The sequence below is a fragment of the Sphingomonas sp. 3P27F8 genome, assembly GCF_005502745.1.
Lineage (GTDB): Bacteria > Pseudomonadota > Alphaproteobacteria > Sphingomonadales > Sphingomonadaceae > Sphingomonas.
The window spans coordinates 1-15,483 of the sequence record NZ_SCNL01000010.1 but is presented as its reverse complement, the minus strand read 5'-3'; the positions used below and the strand labels follow the sequence as shown (position 1 = coordinate 15,483).

The following is a 15,483-nucleotide window of genomic DNA, read 5'->3' as shown; positions in this document are numbered from 1 at the left end:
GGTGCAACCATGCGCATTTCATCGACGCTTGCCGCGTTTTCCATCGTGCTGGCCGGAACGGCGGCTGGCGCGCATGTCGTGTTCGCCGATCCGGAGGCGCAGGCGGGCGGCTATTATGCCGGCTTCCTCCGCATCGCCCACGGCTGTGGCGCGTCCCCGACGCGATCCGTGCGTGTTGAGATACCGGAAAGCGTGATATCCGCGCGGCCACAGCCGAAGCCGGGCTGGACGCTCGCGGTGGAGCGTCAGCCGCTCAAGTCTGCCGTAACGGGGGAAGGGGGGGCGCTTGTTACCGAGCGCGTCTCGGCGATCACCTGGACGGGAGAGTTGCCTGGCGACCAGTTCGACCAGTTCGGAATCATGATGAAGCTGCCGGCTACGGCCGGCCCGCTCTTTTTCCGTACGACTCAGCGTTGCGCATCTGGCAGCAACGACTGGGTAAACATCCCGGCATCACCCGCCGCGTGGCACATGACGGCAATGCCCGCGCCGATGCTGATGTTGCGCGCGACGCCGGCGAGCCACGACACGCACTGATCGGTCGCTCCGGGGAGGATTTCACATGCCTCCCCGGCGCGCCGTGCGTCAGCCCTTGCGGCTTGCCTCGAACAGGAACCATGCGCGCTCTTCGGCCTGGTCGGTCCATTCGTCGACGATGCCGCTGGTGGCATTGTCCTTCGCCTCTTCGGCCGCTTCCTTCACCGTGCGGAAGCTCTCGACCAGCTTGAGGTTGTCGTCGCGCAGCTCGGCCAGCATGTCTTCCGGCGATACGAACGGCTTGTCGTTGTCGCCGATCGTCTGGTGACGCGCGATATCGCCGATCGAGCGCAGCGTGGTGTTGCCGGTCTTGCGGACACGTTCCGCGATCGCATCGGTGACGCCGAGGATCTGCGCCGCCTGATCGTCCATCAGCAGGTGATAGTCACGGAAGTGCGGGCCGGATACGTGCCAGTGGAAATTCTTGGTCTTGAGATACAGCGCGAAGCAATCGGCCAGCGCGGAATTGAGCGCGTCCGCCACCGTGCGCGTCTCGTTGCGCGCGAGATCGCTCGGGGTTTTCAGCTTCGGATTGGGATCGGCCACGGGAAATCCTCCATTGATCTGGTTCGTTGCGATAACGGATCAATACTGGATTCGCTCCATCGGGAAATCAGATCAGAGCAATTGATCTGAGCGCGATAATGATGCCGGCAAGCGCAAGGATCGCCGCGCTGGCAAGGCTCATCAGGCGCCGGGGCAGTGCCACCCATCCCGCCTCGCCGATGACGATCGCCGGCACGATCACCGCGAGCGCACCGATCGTCGCGCCAACCGCCGCCAGCGACGGCAGCGGGGATCGCATGGCCAGCCCGGCGGCGATGAACTGCATGCGATCGCCGAATACCATGATCGCAAGGCCGATCGCGCTGGTGCCGAACGCCCCCAATCTCCAGTTCGCCAGCCTGTCAGGCGCCTTGTCGCGCCAAGACGCGCTGACCCCCGCGAGCATCAGGGCCAGCGCGAGCAGCAGATCGCGCGCCTCGGGCGCCAGCAGCGGGGCAATCATCAGGCCGCCCACCGCTCCGAGCGCGTAATTCGCCGTCAGCGCGATGATCGCGGAAAGGATGATCGTGCCCGGCGCACGATATCGGTCTGAAAGGATCGCCGCGAGCCACGGCGTGCGATCGCCAATCTGGCACAGGGCGCCCAGCACCAGCCCGGCCATCAGCGCATCCATCGCGTGTCAGGCGAACCGCACCTGGCAGGCAGCGGCGAAAGCGTCGGAGGTCGCGTCATCCTGCCGCTCGCTCTGCACCGCCTCGCGCAGCATCGCGAGCCAGTCGTGCACCAGCGCGCCGTGCTCGCCCCGCGCCAGCGCCGATTCGAGCAGATGCGCGACCGTCACGGCCGGCATCATGCCGTTGCGGTGCGCGATCCGGCGAATCGCATCCACCTCGCGCGCTACCGCGCCGGTCCCGCCGCGCCATTCGATCGCCACGATCCGGCGTGACAATTCGGCCCGCACGTCAGACACATCTTCTCCACGCATGGCTCGATCCTCCCCTGCGCTGGAAGGATGCGCCCGGCGGGTAAAGACGGCGTTAACCGCTGTCGGCGCTTGACATCCGGCGCGTGCTGCGTCATTCGCCCGACCCTGTCAGCGGCGCGCGCCAGTTCGCCGCTTTTTCTATTTCGCAAGTACAGGAATTGGTGATGGCCAAGCCGACCACCGTCAAGATCAAGCTCGTCAGTTCGGCCGACACCGGCTTCTTCTACGTCACGAAGAAGAATCCGCGGACCAAGACCGAAAAGCTCTCCTTCAACAAATACGATCCCGTCGTGCGCAAGCATGTCGAGTTCAAGGAAGCGAAGATCAAGTGATCCCGTCGGCGGCGTGAATGCGCCGCCCGCATCCTTGCCCGGAATATCCGGGATAGAGGGGCCGCAGGCGATCCGCCAGCGGCTCTTTTGCTGTGGCCCTCAAATCAGCCCGCCGACCGTATCCATGAAGCGCGCTAGGCTGATCGGCTTGGATACATAGGCGGCTGCCCCGGCCGCGCGGATCCGGTCCTCGTCCTCGCGCCCGGCATAAGCGGTCACCGCCATCACGGGAATGCCGCACAGCGCCTCGTCCGCCTTGAGCTCGAGGATAAGTTCGTGCCCGGTGACATAGGGCATCTGGATATCCATGACGATCAGGTCCGGTTCGAACGCGCGCGCGCGGTCCAGCGCCTCGCGCCCGTCGCGCACCGGCTCGGCGGCATATTCGTGCGCGCGCAGCAGATCGCAGAACAGCTTCAGATTGAGTTCGTTGTCCTCGACAACGAGCACCCTTTTTGCCACGCCATATCCCCCTATTGGTGACAAGATACGCAATGCGAGAGGCAGACACAAACACCGACCTTCAGGCGCTCGCGCTCCACGCCCTGGTGTGGGTGTTAGCCGAGCCGCGGCGGGCCGAGCGGCTAATCGCGCTGACCGGGCTTGCGCCCGATGATCTGCGCGCGCGTATCGGCGATGCGGCGGTGCTCGCGGCGTGTCTGACGTTTCTCGAAGGGCATGAGCCGGATCTGATCGCCTGCGCCGAGGCGCTTGGCGTCACGCCGGGACAATTGGTAGCGGCGCGCGTCGCACTGGAGGCTGCATGACCCGCCCCTTGCTGATCTGCGATTGCGATGAAGTGCTGCTTCATATGATCCGCCACTTTGGTGACTGGCTGGGCGAGGTTCACGACATCGATTTCCGCCCGCGCTCGTGGGAGCTTGCGGCCAATATGCGCCACCGCGTGACCGGCGAGCCACCGTCGCGGGAGCAGATGTTTGGCTTTCTCGGCGGCTTTTTTCCGTCGCAGATGCATCGCCAGACGTTGGTGCCACATGCGCGTGAGGCGCTGGCGGTCCTGGCTGGGCAGGCGGATATCGTGATCCTCACCAATATTGGCGACGAATGCCGTGCGCCGCGCATCGAGCAACTGGCCGCTTTCGGCATCGAGCATCGCGTCGAGTGCAACCAGGGCGGGAAGGGCGGCCCCGTGGCACAATTGGTCGCCGAACACGGTGATCCGGTCACGGTGTTCGTCGACGATCTGCCGCATCATCACGCCTCGGTCGCCGAACATGCTCCGCGCGTCCACCGGCTGCACATGGTGTCTGAGCCCGAACTGGCCCCCGGCGTGCCCGCCGCGCCTGAAGCGCACGCGCGGATCGACGACTGGCGGGAGGCCGAAGCATGGATCGCGGCGCGTTTCGCCGCCGGGCGGCACGCGGAGGATTGACCGGCGCGGCGTGGCGGTGTTGAAGCTGCGCGCATGACCGAACTCATCGATCGCAAGCTGGCCGAACTCGGCCTTTCCCTCCCCGTAGCCGCCGCTCCGGTGGCGGCTTATGTGCCTGCCGTCCTGGCGGGCAACCTGCTGCACGTTTCCGGGCAATTGCCGTTCAAGGACGGCAAGGTCGTCACTGGCCGCCTTGGCGAGAATGTCAGCGTCGAGGAAGGGCAGGATGCCGCCCAGCGGTGTGCGCTGATGCTGGTCGCACAGGTGAAGGCCGCGCTCGGCGATCTTGCCCGCGTGAAGCGGATCGTTAAGCTGGGCGTGTTCATCAACTCGCACGGCGATTTCGTCGATCAGCCGAAAGTCGCCAATGGCGCCAGCGAGCTGATGGTCGCGCTGTTCGGTGATGCCGGCAAGCATGCGCGCTCGGCGGTGGGTGTCCCGGTGTTGCCGCTCGGCGCCGCCGTGGAGGTCGATGCGATCGTCGAGGTTGGCGAGCCGCTGTGATCGCCGCTTGAGTGAAGCGCCGCGCGTCTTAAGTTAGGGGCGATGGCGCTTTCCTCGATGCTTCACCCTATCGCCCGGTCATCGGCGCGGCCATGGCGGTCGCGCCGATGACCGGGCTTACCGCGCGGATGGTCGAGGGGGTTTCCGCGGTTTCCCCGGATGATTGGGATGCCTGCGCGGGCAGCGCCAATCCCTTCGTTTCCCATGCTTTTCTCTCAGCGCTCGAGAAGTCGGGCAGCGTCGGCGGCCGCAGCGGGTGGCAGCCCCTGCCCGTCATCGTCGATGGCGCGGATGGCCGCCCGGCCGCGATCGCGCCAAGCTACGCCAAGAGTCACAGCCAGGGCGAATATGTCTTCGATCACGCCTGGGCGGAGGCGTGGCAGCGCGCGGGCGGGGCTTACTACCCGAAATTGCAGGTCGCTGTGCCCGTCACGCCGGTGCCCGGACCGCGCCTGTTGTTGCGTGATCCCGCCGCCGCGCCCGCGCTGATCGCCGCGCTGGAGGCGGTTACGGACCGGCACCAGCTTTCTTCCGCCCACGCCACTTTCCTCGCGCCCGATCAGGTGCCGCTGTTCGATGCCGCCGGCTGGCTGGTCCGGCAGGGCACGCAATATCACTGGCGCAACGAAGGCTATGCCACGTTCGATGATTTCCTCGCGCGTCTTTCCAGCCGCAAGCGCAAGGCGATCCGCAAGGAGCGCGCGGCGGCGGTGGACGGGCTGACGATCCGCCACCTGACCGGGGCGGAAATCGGAACGCGCGAATGGGACGCGTTTTGGGAATTCTATCAGGATACCGGCAGCCGCAAATGGGGCCGGCCATATCTTGCGCGCGGCTTCTTCCCGCTGCTCGGCGAGCGGATGGGAGACAAGGTGTTGCTGATCCTCGCGGAGCGGGATGGCGCGCCGATCGCCGGCGCGCTCAACCTGGTGGGCGCGGATACGTTGTACGGGCGGTACTGGGGCTGCGTTGAGGAGGTGCCCTTCCTGCATTTCGAACTGTGCTATTATCAGGCCATCGACGCGGCGATCACGCGCGGTCTGTCGACGGTGGAGGCGGGGGCGCAGGGCGAACACAAGCTGGCGCGCGGCTATGTGCCCGTGCCCACTTTCTCCGCTCATTATCTCCCCGATCCGGGCTTCCGCCGGGCGGTGGCCGATTTCCTTGTGCGCGAACGCGCGGCGATCGAGGAAGACCGCACGTTCCTTGAGCAGCTCACGCCGTTCAGGAAGGGGTAGCGACAGGCTGCGGCCGGGCGGCTGCTTCCGCTTCGGCGGCGCGCTTCTGACGCATGCGCTCACGCAGTTCCAGCAGCGGCGCGGGGATCAGTTCCGCATCGTCGATGTCCGGCACGGGGCGGGTGTGATCCACCTTGAGCAACTGGCTCGTCCCATCGGGCGAGCGCCAGATCGGCACGAGATCGCTCGCGTAGCGCGGGTCGAACGCAGGTGTGCGGATCAGCCAGACATAATCGAACGCGTTGCGCGGAAAGCGCGCCATCGCGAAGCCCACCGGCCGCCACCATTGCCGAAGGCACCATTTCCGCGTGACGATCTGCGAGGGATCGTGCGCGAAACCGCCGGCGATGAAATAGCGCGCGGTGAGCAGTTGCGCGCCCGCCATCGACCACTGATCGTTCGTATAGGCCAGTCGCCGTTCCAGCGCGATCGCCGGCAGATGCTCGAGCCGCGACATCGTCCACGGATCGTCGCAGCGATAGCCGAGGAAGCTGACGACCTTCGCGCCCACAGGAAGCCTGTTCAGCGCGGCCAGTTCGGTGCGATAATCCTGCGCGAACAGCCAGTAGCTTATCGTGGTGCCGCCGATCCGCGCGATGAAGAAGGCAAGCCCCAGCGTGGCCAGGATGCCCGCCTGGCGCATCGACATGGTGGTGCGCGGGCGGATCGCGATCACCGCGATCGCGATCACGAACGGCGCCAGCCGCATGTCGGCATAGGCCGAGCCGAACACAATTCGCGGGAGCAGCAGATAGACGGCGGCGAGGAACAGCGCCGAAAGCCCCAGGTTGCGCGAATATTCACTCGCCGGATCACGCACCGCGCGAAGCAGCACCAGGTAAAGCGCGGCGATCCCCGCCACGTCCCATGCCAGCCATCGGTCGCGCAGCACCATCAGGGTCCAGGCCGCTTTGCGCCGCCAGTTGAACCAGTCGGTGGTCTGGCCCGTCACGTGGTCGCCGGATCGCCACAGCACCATCATCAGCATCGGCAACGCGAGCGGAAGGCAGGCTAGCCCCGCCCGGAACCAGCTTGCCACCCAATGGCCAGACCCGGCATCCTTGCGGCGATCGTGCTCGCGTACCATCTCGGCGGAGAAGGCGAGCACGCCGAGCACTCCCCAGCCGAACGTGTGGCACAGCCACAGGATGCAGGAGGCGGGCACGAAGATCGCGGTGCGCAGCCAGAAGCGCTTCTGTCGTCCAAGCCGCAGCCACAGCGCGAACAGGCATAGCGCGAGCGCCATCGACAGCGCGAAATTCACGAAGCCGAATTGCAGCGGGTAACAATAAGCGAGCGGCAGCGCGAACAGCGCGGTCGGCGGGATGCGGCCATGCACCTCTCGCGCGATCCACAGCAGCCCGGCGACGGTGAGTGCCGGGATCGTCATGACGATCAGTTTTACGCCCAGCTCCAGCCCGAAGAGCTTGGCGAAGGGGATGATGAGCAGATCGATTCCGAGATTGCCGATCAATGACCATCGGAAATCAAACCACTGCCTGAGCCACGGCGCCGTATCGAGCGAAAGCTGGACGCGATAGCGCCCCATATGCCCCGGCAGATCGACCAGGGGCGGGATCGTCGGCCATAGCAGCGGGACGATCGCGACGATCGTTGCCAGCGCCACGAACCAGCGCGTCTGCCACCAGCGTAAAGGAGCCCCCGGACCTTCCATGCGTCGCGCTTCTAGGGTCCGGGTTCGCAAACGGCAACGGCTTCGGGAGCATCCGGCCCGGCTTTACCTGTCGCGGTTGGGCGGTGTGCGGCGGATACGCGGGAAGCGTTGCGGAATTGCCTCCGCCAGCGTCGGTCTCTAGCGCGCGGGCGGTCCGCTTGCAGGGCGTACGCGATACAGCGTCGCCCCGTCGGGAGATCTGCTTATCGGCTTCAGCCAATCAGGATTTCTGCCGCCCGCCAGCATCGCTCCAAGGCTGGTTGAGGGCGGGCGGATGCCGAGACCGTCACAGGCGATGACGTAATCGAGCTTCAGGCGCCTCGCTTCGCTCAGCGCATGCCCAGGCGTGCCAAGATAGAAACGATACATCGCCAGATTTCCGGGGTTGTTGCGGTGGTAGGCACCCGCGACCAGCCGATGATGCGTCGTGGCGATTGCCGGGCCGCCCGTATCGATCGGGGCCATTACGAGCCCGACCGGGGCGGTGTTCAGCGCGGCCATCAGCGCGGTGGATGCGCAGTCGCCGCCCGCGGTTTTGGCCGGAGCGGGCGGGGCGGGGAGCGCCGCCGCCGCCAGCGGGTAGAATATGCCCGTTGCCGCGATCCATGATGCTGCCAGCGCCACGCGGCCATGTCGCGTGGCGATCGCGATCACCGACGCAAGCGCCGGAAGGGCGAGCAACGCGCCGGGGTACGCGCCGCGGATCTGGACGAACGTCACCGCCAGCGCGAAAAGCTGCAGTGCCAGTAATGTCCCCCAGCCGCGGCTGCGCGTCCGTAGCGTCAGCCATGCGCCGGCGACGATGCCGGCGATCATCAACCCCGCATAGCTGATCGAAAGCACGGGCGAGGCGGCGGCAAGCGGGATCGCCTCGCCGACCCGCGACAGCCACAAGTGCCGCAGCAGCGGATCGACATTGCCATAGGGCGACAGGCACTGCGGCGCCGTCACGATCATTGTATAGAGAAGCACCGAGCCGCCCATGGTTGCGATCAGCGCGCGCCATCGGGCTGAACTCGATCGGGTCATGCCGATAACGGTCGTCAGCGCAGCGATCGTGCCCGCTGCGCGCGCGACGAGCGCGGTGAAGCCATCGCAGGCGGGCATGCCCCAGTCGCCGGTCGAGAAGAATAAGGCGCCTGCGGCCGTCGCGCCGCCCAGCCCCAGCCCGAAACCAAGCAGGCGGCGCCGCTGCGATTCATTTCCTCGCCATATCCACTCGATCACGATCAGCCCGGTGGCGGCGGCTAGCAGCGGTGCGGTTTCCATGCCCACAACAAAGCTCAATCCCGCGGCGATCCCGGCGGCGATCCCGCAGCGAAAGGTGGCGGGTTGCACCAGCACGAGCGCCACGACCAGAATCATCACCATCTGCAGATTGTGATGATCGATCCGGCCCGGCACGAACAGGCTGCTGGCAGGGTGCGCGGCTAGCGCCAGGATCATCGCGCGCCAGCCGGCTTCGTTGCCCCCGACGGTTTCTGCGATTTGCCCGATCAGCCAGATCGCGGCCGCGAGCAATATCGTCGGCCAGGCGATTACCGCGCAGACTTCCGCCCAGTGCCTTCCGGCCAGCGGTGCAAGCTCGCGGATTATAGCCGCCGGGATCAGATCGTCGAGGCGCGACCAGTGCATCGCGACGCCGGACAGGCCGAGCCGATATTGCGCCACGTCGCCGAAGCGTTGTCCACCGAGCCAGTCGCGGATCTGTTGCAGCCGCATCATGTCGTCTGAATCGGGAAGGCGCAACGCGCTGAGGTCTGCCCAGCCCCGCCAGACCTGCGCGGCCCCGATCGCCACCGCCAGCAGAAGCGCGATCAGCGCGTCGCGCCACGCCCGGGATGGCAATCTGACCATGGGTCCGGGCTAGGCCGGCGTGGTTAATATCGGGCTAAAGCCGTGCCGGCTCCGGGGCGCCCCGGCCTGCGCATGAAACCGGCCGTCAGAACTCGCGGTCGCGGCGCCCCAGCAGGCGCAGTCGCAGCGCATTGAGCTTGATGAAGCCAGCCGCGTCGCGCTGATCGTACGCGCCCTGATCGTCCTCGAACGTCACCACCTTCTCGCTGTAAAGCGAGTTGGGCGATTTGCGGCCGACAACGATCACGCTGCCCTTGTACAGCTTCAGCCGCACCGTGCCGGAAACCTTCGCCTGGCTATGATCGACTGCCGCCTGCAGCATCTCGCGCTCTGGCGAGAACCAGAACCCGTTATAGAGCAACTCGGCATACCGCACCGCCAACTCGTCTTTAAGGTGAGCCGCGCCGCGATCGAGCGTGAGCTGTTCGATCCCGCGATGCGCGAGGTGATAGATGGTGCCGCCCGGCGTTTCGTACATCCCGCGCGACTTCATCCCCACAAACCGGTTCTCGACCAGATCGAGCCGGCCGATGCCGTGCCTGCGGCCTAGCTCGTTGAGCCTGGTCAGCAGCGTCGCGGGAGAACAGGCCTCGCCGTTAAGCGCCACGCCGTCGCCACGCTCGAAATCGATCGTGATATACTCTGGCTGATCCGGTGCATCCTCGGGGTTGACGGTGCGCGAATAAACGTAGTCCGGCACCTCCTGCCACGGATCCTCCAGCACTTTTCCCTCTGACGAGGTGTGCAGCAGGTTCGCGTCGGTAGAGAAGGGCGCCTCGCCGCGCTTGTCTTTGGCAACGGCGATCTGATGCTGCTCGGCGAACTCGATCAGCCGGGTGCGGCTGGTGAGATCCCACTCGCGCCACGGGGCGATTACCTTGATGTCCGGCGCGAGCGCGTAATAGCCCAGCTCAAACCGGACCTGATCGTTGCCCTTGCCGGTCGCGCCGTGGCTGACGGCGTCGGCGCCCACCTGTCGCGCGATCTCGATCTGGCGCTTGGCGATCAGCGGCCGCGCGATCGACGTGCCGAGCAGATACAGCCCTTCGTAGAGGGCATTGGCGCGCATCATCGGAAAAACGTAGTCCCTGACGAACTCCTCGCGCAGATCGTCGATGAAGATATGCTCGGGCTTCACGCCGGCTTGCTCCGCCTTGCGGCGCGCTGGCTCCAACTCCTCGCCCTGGCCGAGATCGGCGGTAAAGGTCACCACCTCGCAGTTATAGGTCTGCTGGAGCCATTTCAGGATGACGCTGGTGTCGAGCCCGCCCGAATAGGCCAGGACGACGCGGTTGATCTTCTCGCTCATGGCCGCCCCCTATGCGGCGGAGGCGGATTCGCGCAAGGCCCGTTCGCCCTCGAACATGTAATCGCGCGTCACCGGCACCGCGAAACGGCCCTTGGTGAGCTGCACCTGATAATTGCACAGGCCGCCGTGCCTGAACGCCGCCGATGCGCCCGCGAGATAAAAGGTCCACATGCGATAGAAATTCTCGTCATATAGCGCGACGATCGCGTTCTTCGCGGCGACGGTGCGGTCGTACCAGTGATCGAGCGTCCACGAATAATGGACGCGCAACGTCTCGATATCGGTGGGAAAGAGGCGCAGGCCCTCGTACGCGCGGACAATTTCTGACAGCGCGGGATTGTAGCCGCCGGGGAAGATGTATTTCACCGTCCAGTCGTCGGTAACGCCGGGCGTGCCCATGCGGCCGATCGTATGGACGAGCATCACGCCCTCGGCAGCCAGCAGATCGCGGCATTTTTTGAAGAAGGTGCGATATTGCGGCGGGCCGACATGCTCGAACATCCCGACAGACACGATACGGTCGAAGCTGCCGGTCACGCGGCGATAGTCGATCAGCTCGAAACGCACCTTGTCGGCCACGCCCGCTGCCGCGGCCCGCTCGCGCGCGATCTTGAGCTGCTCCTCCGACAGCGTGACGCCCAGCACTTCGACACCGAAATGACGGTTCAGGTAAAGGGCAAGCCCGCCCCAGCCGCAGCCGATATCGAGCACGCGCATCCCCGGCTGCAGTGCAAGCTTGGCGGCGATATGCGCGAGCTTGTCGAGCTGTGCCTGCTCCAGGCTGTTGTCCGGATCGGTGAAATAGGCACAGCTGTATTGCTTGTCGCGATCGAGGAAGAGATCGTACAGTCGCGCCGACAGATCATAGTGATGCGCGACGTTCTTCTTCGATCGCCGCTCCATGTTGATCCGATCGAGGCGATACTTCACCGCGCCCACCGCGCGGCTGAGCCAGCTTGGATCCAGGTTGTTCTGGCCTGCTTCCCACTTATCGTTCATCGTCAGCAGATTGACGAGATCGCGGATATCTCCCTGCTCCACGATCAGCCGGCCATGCATGTAGCATTCGCCCGCGCCTAGCGCCGGGTTGCGCGCGATCGCCAGCGCGACGCGCTTGTCGGCGAAGCGAATTGTCACGTCGGGATAGCCGGGTTCGGGGGTGCCGAAGGAGGCGGGCTGGGTGCCGGGGCGGAGGAGCGTGAGGCGGCCGCGCTTGACGGAGCGCGAAAGAAACAGGTCGATCAGGGACATGGCACGGGCATAGCAATCAGATGCCGGCATACCAGTCGTAATCGACATTATCCTCCCAATAGCCGCCGCGCCCCTTTCCGATGTCGGCTAGGCTCGCCACCGCATCGATCCGCATGAGATACTTGGCATGCTTGTAGCCCAGCTGCCGCTCCACGCGCAGGCGGCAAGGCGCGCCATTGGCGATTGGAAGCATCCGGTCGTTCAGTGCCCAGGCCAGGATCGTCTGCGGGTGAAAGGCATCAACCAGGTCGATCGATTCGTAATAGGGCGCGCCACCATAGAGATCCGCGCAGGTGAACACGATGTAGCGCGCCGCGTCACGCAATCCGGCGGCCTTCAGCACCGCGCCGAGCGTCGGCCCCTGCCATTTGGCGATCGCGCTCCACCCCTCGACGCAATCGTGGCGGGTGATCTGCGCGCGGTTCGGCAGACGTGCGAGATCGGACAAGGTGAGCGACAGCGGGTGTGCCACCAGACCGCCTACGCGCAGCCGCCAGTCCGTGAATTTGCCTGCCGCGAGCGCGGCATATTCCGACGTGCCCGGATCCCGCGTGCCGTTCGACCGGAAGATCGGCGAGCGCTGGTCAGCCGAAAACTCCCGCGCCAGCGCGCCGCGATCGGTTAGCGCACGTTGCAGCCCGCGATGCATGTCCTCGCCCTTGAACAGGATGGCGCGGGCCGTGGGATTTTGCACCACCTTGTCGCATCCGGCGAGCAGGGCAGGCGCGCCAATGATGATCGAGCGGCGGGTGAACAATGTCATTCCGGCACTCGCCACCAGCCTGTCACCATCGAACGAACCTCGTTCCACGCGCCGGCAAGGATCACGAGTGCCAGATGGATGACGATAAAGCCGGAGATCGCGGCCATCGCGATGAAATGCAGCGAGCGCGCCGATTGCCGACCGCCGAACAGATCAAGCAGCCACGGCCACGCCGCGTCCATCCCCGGCGACAGCGTGAGACCGGTAAGGATCACGAGCGGCAGCAGCACGAATATCACCGCGACATAGGCGATCTTCTGCAACACGTTATATGCGCCCGGATGCGCCGGATCGTGGAAGCGGAAGGCGAGATGTGCCCTTGCGTCCGCCCACAGGTGGCGTGGCGCAAGATCCCCCGCGCGAAGCCGAAGATCGGCCCGGAAATGCCGGTTTACGAGGCTCGCGATCATATAGACGAGCAGCCCGAACGCCAGCACCAGCGCGCAGAACAGGTGCCAGCGCCGCGACAGCGCGAGATTGTAATTCGCCGGAATCGTCAGCCACGCCGGAAAATGCGGCAGTTCAGCCCACGCATGATCGAAGTTGGCGCCATATTGCCCCCAGTAGAGTCGCGGATGCGCGTTCGAAATGCCCAACCCGCTGCCGATCAGGATGAAGATCGCGATAGCGTTGATCCAGTGCCAGAGCCGCGTGGCGATACGGTGGCGGTAAAGGCGCGCGCCGGGGGGAAATGGGTCGGCCATCACGGCACATGATAACCGCTTAGTGATAGGCGCGCCAGAAGAACACGAGCGTCGTTCCCCCGGTCACCAAAAGTGTCCACACTCGCACCGCGCCGTTCGGCAGGCGCCTGCCCACCCGCGCGCCGAACCAGCCGCCGATGATCGATCCCGTCACCATCGGCACGCAGGCGCTCCACGCTACCATGCCGGCGATGACGAACACGATTGCCGCCGCCGCATTGGCGATCGCGAGCATCAGCGTGCGCGGTGCGAACATCTCACGCGGGGAGTGGCCGGCGAGCAGGCCATAGGTCGCGGTGGTCATCATCCCCACGCCGCCACCGAAATAGCCGCCATAAACACCGAGTAGCGCCTGCGCCGTCATCAACGTGCGTGCACCGATCGAAACGCGCGCGCGCAGCCAGGTCGCCGCGCGCGGCCCGATCGCCAGCAGGACGAAGGCATAGAGCACCAGCCAGGGTACGATCAGATCGAAGGCGTGGCTCGGCGTCAGCACCAGCAGCGCGCTGCCAATCAGCCCTCCCACGAACGTGATCGCTGCCAGCACGCGGACGCTCACGTCCCCGAGCGGCTTCAGTTCGTCGCGAAAAGCCCATGCGCTCGTGCCGGCCGCCGGCATCAGCGCGACGTTCGAGGTGGCGTTGGCGATATTGGCGGGCACCCCGAGCGCCAGCAGCGCGGGAAGTGTGGCGAAGGTGCCGCCGCCGGCCAGCGCATTCATCATCCCGCCGACAACCCCGGCTCCGGCGGCCAGGGCGATGTCTGCGAGGGCGATCATTCCATCCCCGCGCGGATCGCGGCACCCGCGACGAATGGCGCGCCCGCGACGAGCAGCAGGCTGGTCGCCGCGAGCAGCTTCAGCCCGCCCGCGCCCCCCTCGATTGCCCCGGCGCCGAAGATCAGCAGCGGAATGGCGAGCGGCAGCATGACAAGGCCAGCGATCGCGCCGGCACCGCGCAGCCCGGCGACCAGCGCCCCGCTCATCACCGCCAGCGCGGCGAGGCCGGGGGTGCCGAGCGCTAGCCCGATCTCCACTTTCACCAGTACCTCAGCCGACAGATCGAGCAGCCCGGCGGCAGCGATCGCGGCGGCCATCAGCGGCGGCGCGAAAGCCAGCCAGTGCGCGGCGATCTTGGCAGTCGCAACAGTGGTGGCGGATAGGCCGCGCACCGCGAACTGATCGAACGTTCCCGAATCGAGGTCTGGCGCGATCAGTCGCTCCACCGGCAGCAGTGCCGCCACCAGCGCCGCCGCCCAGATCACCCCGCTGCCGATCCGCGCGAGCAGCTTCTGATCCGGGCCGATCGCAAACGGGAAAAGGATCGCAACAAGCAGGAAGAAGGTGACGGTCAGCGTCGCCCCGCCAGAAGCATAGGCGCGGCGCAGGTCGCGCAGGATCAGCGCGGTCACAGCCTTATCTCCAGCGCGTCAACCACGGCAAGCGGTTGATGCGTGGTGATAAGCGCAATCCCGCCGCGCGCGCGATGGCGCCCGATCAGCCCCTCCAGCCGTGTTACGGCGGCGGCGTCCAGACCGGTCGCGGGTTCGTCGAGCAGCCAGATCGGCGCGCCGCTCGCGGCCACACGCGCCAGCCCGACGCGGCGCCGCTGCCCGGTGGAGAGCAGGCGCACCGGCACGTCTGCGAGGTTTGCCAGATCGAGCGCGTCGAGCGCGGCGGCGACGCGCGCCGCTGGTGCGGGCCGGGAATCCAGCCGCGCCCAGAAGTGCAGCACGTCAGCGACCTCGCGCGCCCCGTCCAGCGCGGTGGCTTCGGCGAGCAGGGCCCGGTCGCCTTCATGCTGCACGCTGCCGGCTGCGACGGGCAGCAAGCCGGCGGCGACGCGCAGCAGGCTCGATTTGCCGGCGCCGTTAGGCCCCGTGAGGATCAGCGCATCGCCCCCCTGAAGCGCGAAGGACAACCCCTCGAACAGCGTGCGCCCGCGTCGCACGCACTGCACGTTGCTGAAATTCAGCCGCGCGCTCAATCCGCCACCGCGTCTTCCAGCGCGTGCATGTCGTCGTCGGAAAGGCCGAAATGATGCCCGATCTCATGGATCGTGATATGCGCCACCAGATCGTCCAGCCGCACCCCCGTCTCGCACCATTCGGCCAGGATGGCCTGACGATAAAGCAGGATCCGATCGGGCATCGCGCCGGAATCGAGCGAGGATTTCTCGCCCAGTGGCCGGCCATGATACAGGCCCGTCAGATCAAGCGGATGGTCGATGCCCATATTGGCGAGCGTCTCGTTATCGGCGAGCTCTTCTACCGCAAAGACTATATCGCCCACGTGCGCGCGAAATTCGGCCGGAAGGCGCGCGATCACGCCGCGCGCGTGCGCCTCGATCGCATCCGCCGAGGGCGCTTCGCCCATCACCTCTTGCCCGTCCATGCGCTTCGCCATACGCGGGGGTGGGCAGGGCGGGCA

At 66.1% G+C, this 15,483-nt stretch carries 20 protein-coding genes; 6 read left to right on the top strand and 14 right to left on the bottom strand.

Annotated elements, in window-relative coordinates; translation table 11 throughout:
• The first annotated feature begins 9 nt into the window (after positions 1-9).
• Positions 10-537: a YcnI family protein gene (locus FFS35_RS12575; protein ID WP_137787448.1), complete on the top strand. Its 528-nt coding sequence runs from the start codon at positions 10-12 to the stop codon at positions 535-537.
• 48 nt (positions 538-585) lie between these two features.
• On the opposite strand, the gene FFS35_RS12570 is transcribed toward FFS35_RS12575, so the two are convergent.
• From FFS35_RS12570 to FFS35_RS12560, 3 genes are all read right to left on the bottom strand, one after another.
• Complete coding sequence (locus tag FFS35_RS12570; protein WP_137787447.1) at positions 586-1,083, bottom strand: DNA starvation/stationary phase protection protein; 498 nt, start codon at positions 1,081-1,083, stop codon at positions 586-588.
• Positions 1,084-1,150: 67 nt separating this feature from the next.
• Positions 1,151-1,705 (bottom strand): TMEM165/GDT1 family protein, encoded by a 555-nt coding sequence (locus FFS35_RS12565; protein ID WP_249341609.1) that lies wholly within the window; start codon positions 1,703-1,705, stop codon positions 1,151-1,153.
• Positions 1,706-1,723: 18 nt separating this feature from the next.
• Positions 1,724-2,029 carry a hypothetical protein gene (locus FFS35_RS12560; protein WP_137787445.1) on the bottom strand — a complete coding sequence of 102 codons (306 nt, stop codon included), beginning with the start codon at positions 2,027-2,029 and terminating at the stop codon, positions 1,724-1,726.
• A gap of 164 nt (positions 2,030-2,193) precedes the next feature.
• On the opposite strand from FFS35_RS12560, the gene rpmG reads away from it, so the two are divergent.
• Positions 2,194-2,361, top strand: coding sequence for a 50S ribosomal protein L33 (gene rpmG / locus FFS35_RS12555; protein WP_007407030.1), 168 nt, complete (start codon positions 2,194-2,196; stop codon positions 2,359-2,361).
• A gap of 99 nt (positions 2,362-2,460) precedes the next feature.
• Here the strand turns inward: rpmG and FFS35_RS12550 are convergent, their stop codons facing one another.
• Positions 2,461-2,823, bottom strand: a complete 363-nt coding sequence (locus FFS35_RS12550) for a response regulator (protein ID WP_137787444.1) — start codon at positions 2,821-2,823, stop codon at positions 2,461-2,463.
• 32 nt (positions 2,824-2,855) lie between these two features.
• Between FFS35_RS12550 and FFS35_RS12545 the strand changes: the two genes are divergently transcribed.
• The 4 genes from FFS35_RS12545 to FFS35_RS12530 all read left to right on the top strand — a co-directional run bounded on the left by FFS35_RS12545 (position 2,856) and on the right by FFS35_RS12530 (position 5,496).
• Complete coding sequence (locus tag FFS35_RS12545) at positions 2,856-3,128, top strand: DUF3572 family protein (RefSeq protein ID WP_137787443.1); 273 nt, start codon at positions 2,856-2,858, stop codon at positions 3,126-3,128.
• A complete protein-coding gene (locus tag FFS35_RS12540) occupies positions 3,125-3,754 on the top strand; it encodes an HAD family hydrolase (protein WP_137787442.1) in 630 nt (209 codons plus the stop codon). The genes FFS35_RS12545 and FFS35_RS12540 overlap by 4 nt, the downstream gene beginning before the upstream one ends.
• 33 nt (positions 3,755-3,787) lie before the next feature.
• Entirely contained in the window at positions 3,788-4,258 is a 471-nt protein-coding gene (locus FFS35_RS12535; RefSeq protein WP_137787441.1) for a RidA family protein, read from the top strand.
• Between the two features lie 107 nt (positions 4,259-4,365).
• Positions 4,366-5,496 (top strand): GNAT family N-acetyltransferase, encoded by a 1,131-nt coding sequence (locus FFS35_RS12530; RefSeq protein WP_137787440.1) that lies wholly within the window; start codon positions 4,366-4,368, stop codon positions 5,494-5,496.
• Here FFS35_RS12530 and FFS35_RS12525 read toward each other — a convergent pair.
• The 10 genes from FFS35_RS12525 to FFS35_RS12480 form a co-directional block, all read right to left on the bottom strand.
• Entirely contained in the window at positions 5,483-7,171 is a 1,689-nt protein-coding gene (locus FFS35_RS12525) for a hypothetical protein (RefSeq protein ID WP_137787439.1), read from the bottom strand. The two genes, FFS35_RS12530 and FFS35_RS12525, sit on opposite strands and share 14 nt — an antisense overlap.
• 138 nt (positions 7,172-7,309) lie before the next feature.
• The gene (locus tag FFS35_RS12520; RefSeq protein WP_137787438.1) at positions 7,310-9,028 is read right to left on the bottom strand and encodes a hypothetical protein; all 1,719 of its coding nucleotides are present in this window, start codon (positions 9,026-9,028) and stop codon (positions 7,310-7,312) included.
• A gap of 85 nt (positions 9,029-9,113) precedes the next feature.
• A complete protein-coding gene (locus FFS35_RS12515) occupies positions 9,114-10,337 on the bottom strand; it encodes an argininosuccinate synthase (protein WP_137787437.1) in 1,224 nt (407 codons plus the stop codon).
• Positions 10,338-10,346: 9 nt separating this feature from the next.
• Positions 10,347-11,588 carry a cyclopropane-fatty-acyl-phospholipid synthase family protein gene (locus FFS35_RS12510; protein WP_137787436.1) on the bottom strand — a complete coding sequence of 414 codons (1,242 nt, stop codon included), beginning with the start codon at positions 11,586-11,588 and terminating at the stop codon, positions 10,347-10,349.
• Between the two features lie 16 nt (positions 11,589-11,604).
• Positions 11,605-12,351, bottom strand: coding sequence for a molybdopterin-dependent oxidoreductase (locus tag FFS35_RS12505; protein WP_137787435.1), 747 nt, complete (start codon positions 12,349-12,351; stop codon positions 11,605-11,607).
• Entirely contained in the window at positions 12,348-13,055 is a 708-nt protein-coding gene (locus tag FFS35_RS12500) for a cytochrome b/b6 domain-containing protein (RefSeq protein ID WP_137787434.1), read from the bottom strand. The genes FFS35_RS12505 and FFS35_RS12500 overlap by 4 nt, the downstream gene beginning before the upstream one ends.
• Positions 13,056-13,074: 19 nt before the next feature.
• Positions 13,075-13,833: a sulfite exporter TauE/SafE family protein gene (locus tag FFS35_RS12495; protein ID WP_137787433.1), complete on the bottom strand. Its 759-nt coding sequence runs from the start codon at positions 13,831-13,833 to the stop codon at positions 13,075-13,077.
• Complete coding sequence (locus FFS35_RS12490) at positions 13,830-14,465, bottom strand: heme exporter protein CcmB (RefSeq protein ID WP_137787432.1); 636 nt, start codon at positions 14,463-14,465, stop codon at positions 13,830-13,832. Before FFS35_RS12490 ends, FFS35_RS12495 begins: the two co-directional genes overlap by 4 nt.
• A complete protein-coding gene (ccmA, locus tag FFS35_RS12485) occupies positions 14,462-15,040 on the bottom strand; it encodes a heme ABC exporter ATP-binding protein CcmA (protein ID WP_137787431.1) in 579 nt (192 codons plus the stop codon). Before ccmA ends, FFS35_RS12490 begins: the two co-directional genes overlap by 4 nt.
• Positions 15,037-15,459: a metallopeptidase family protein gene (locus tag FFS35_RS12480; protein ID WP_137787430.1), complete on the bottom strand. Its 423-nt coding sequence runs from the start codon at positions 15,457-15,459 to the stop codon at positions 15,037-15,039. The genes ccmA and FFS35_RS12480 overlap by 4 nt, the downstream gene beginning before the upstream one ends.
• Positions 15,460-15,483 lie beyond the last annotated feature (24 nt).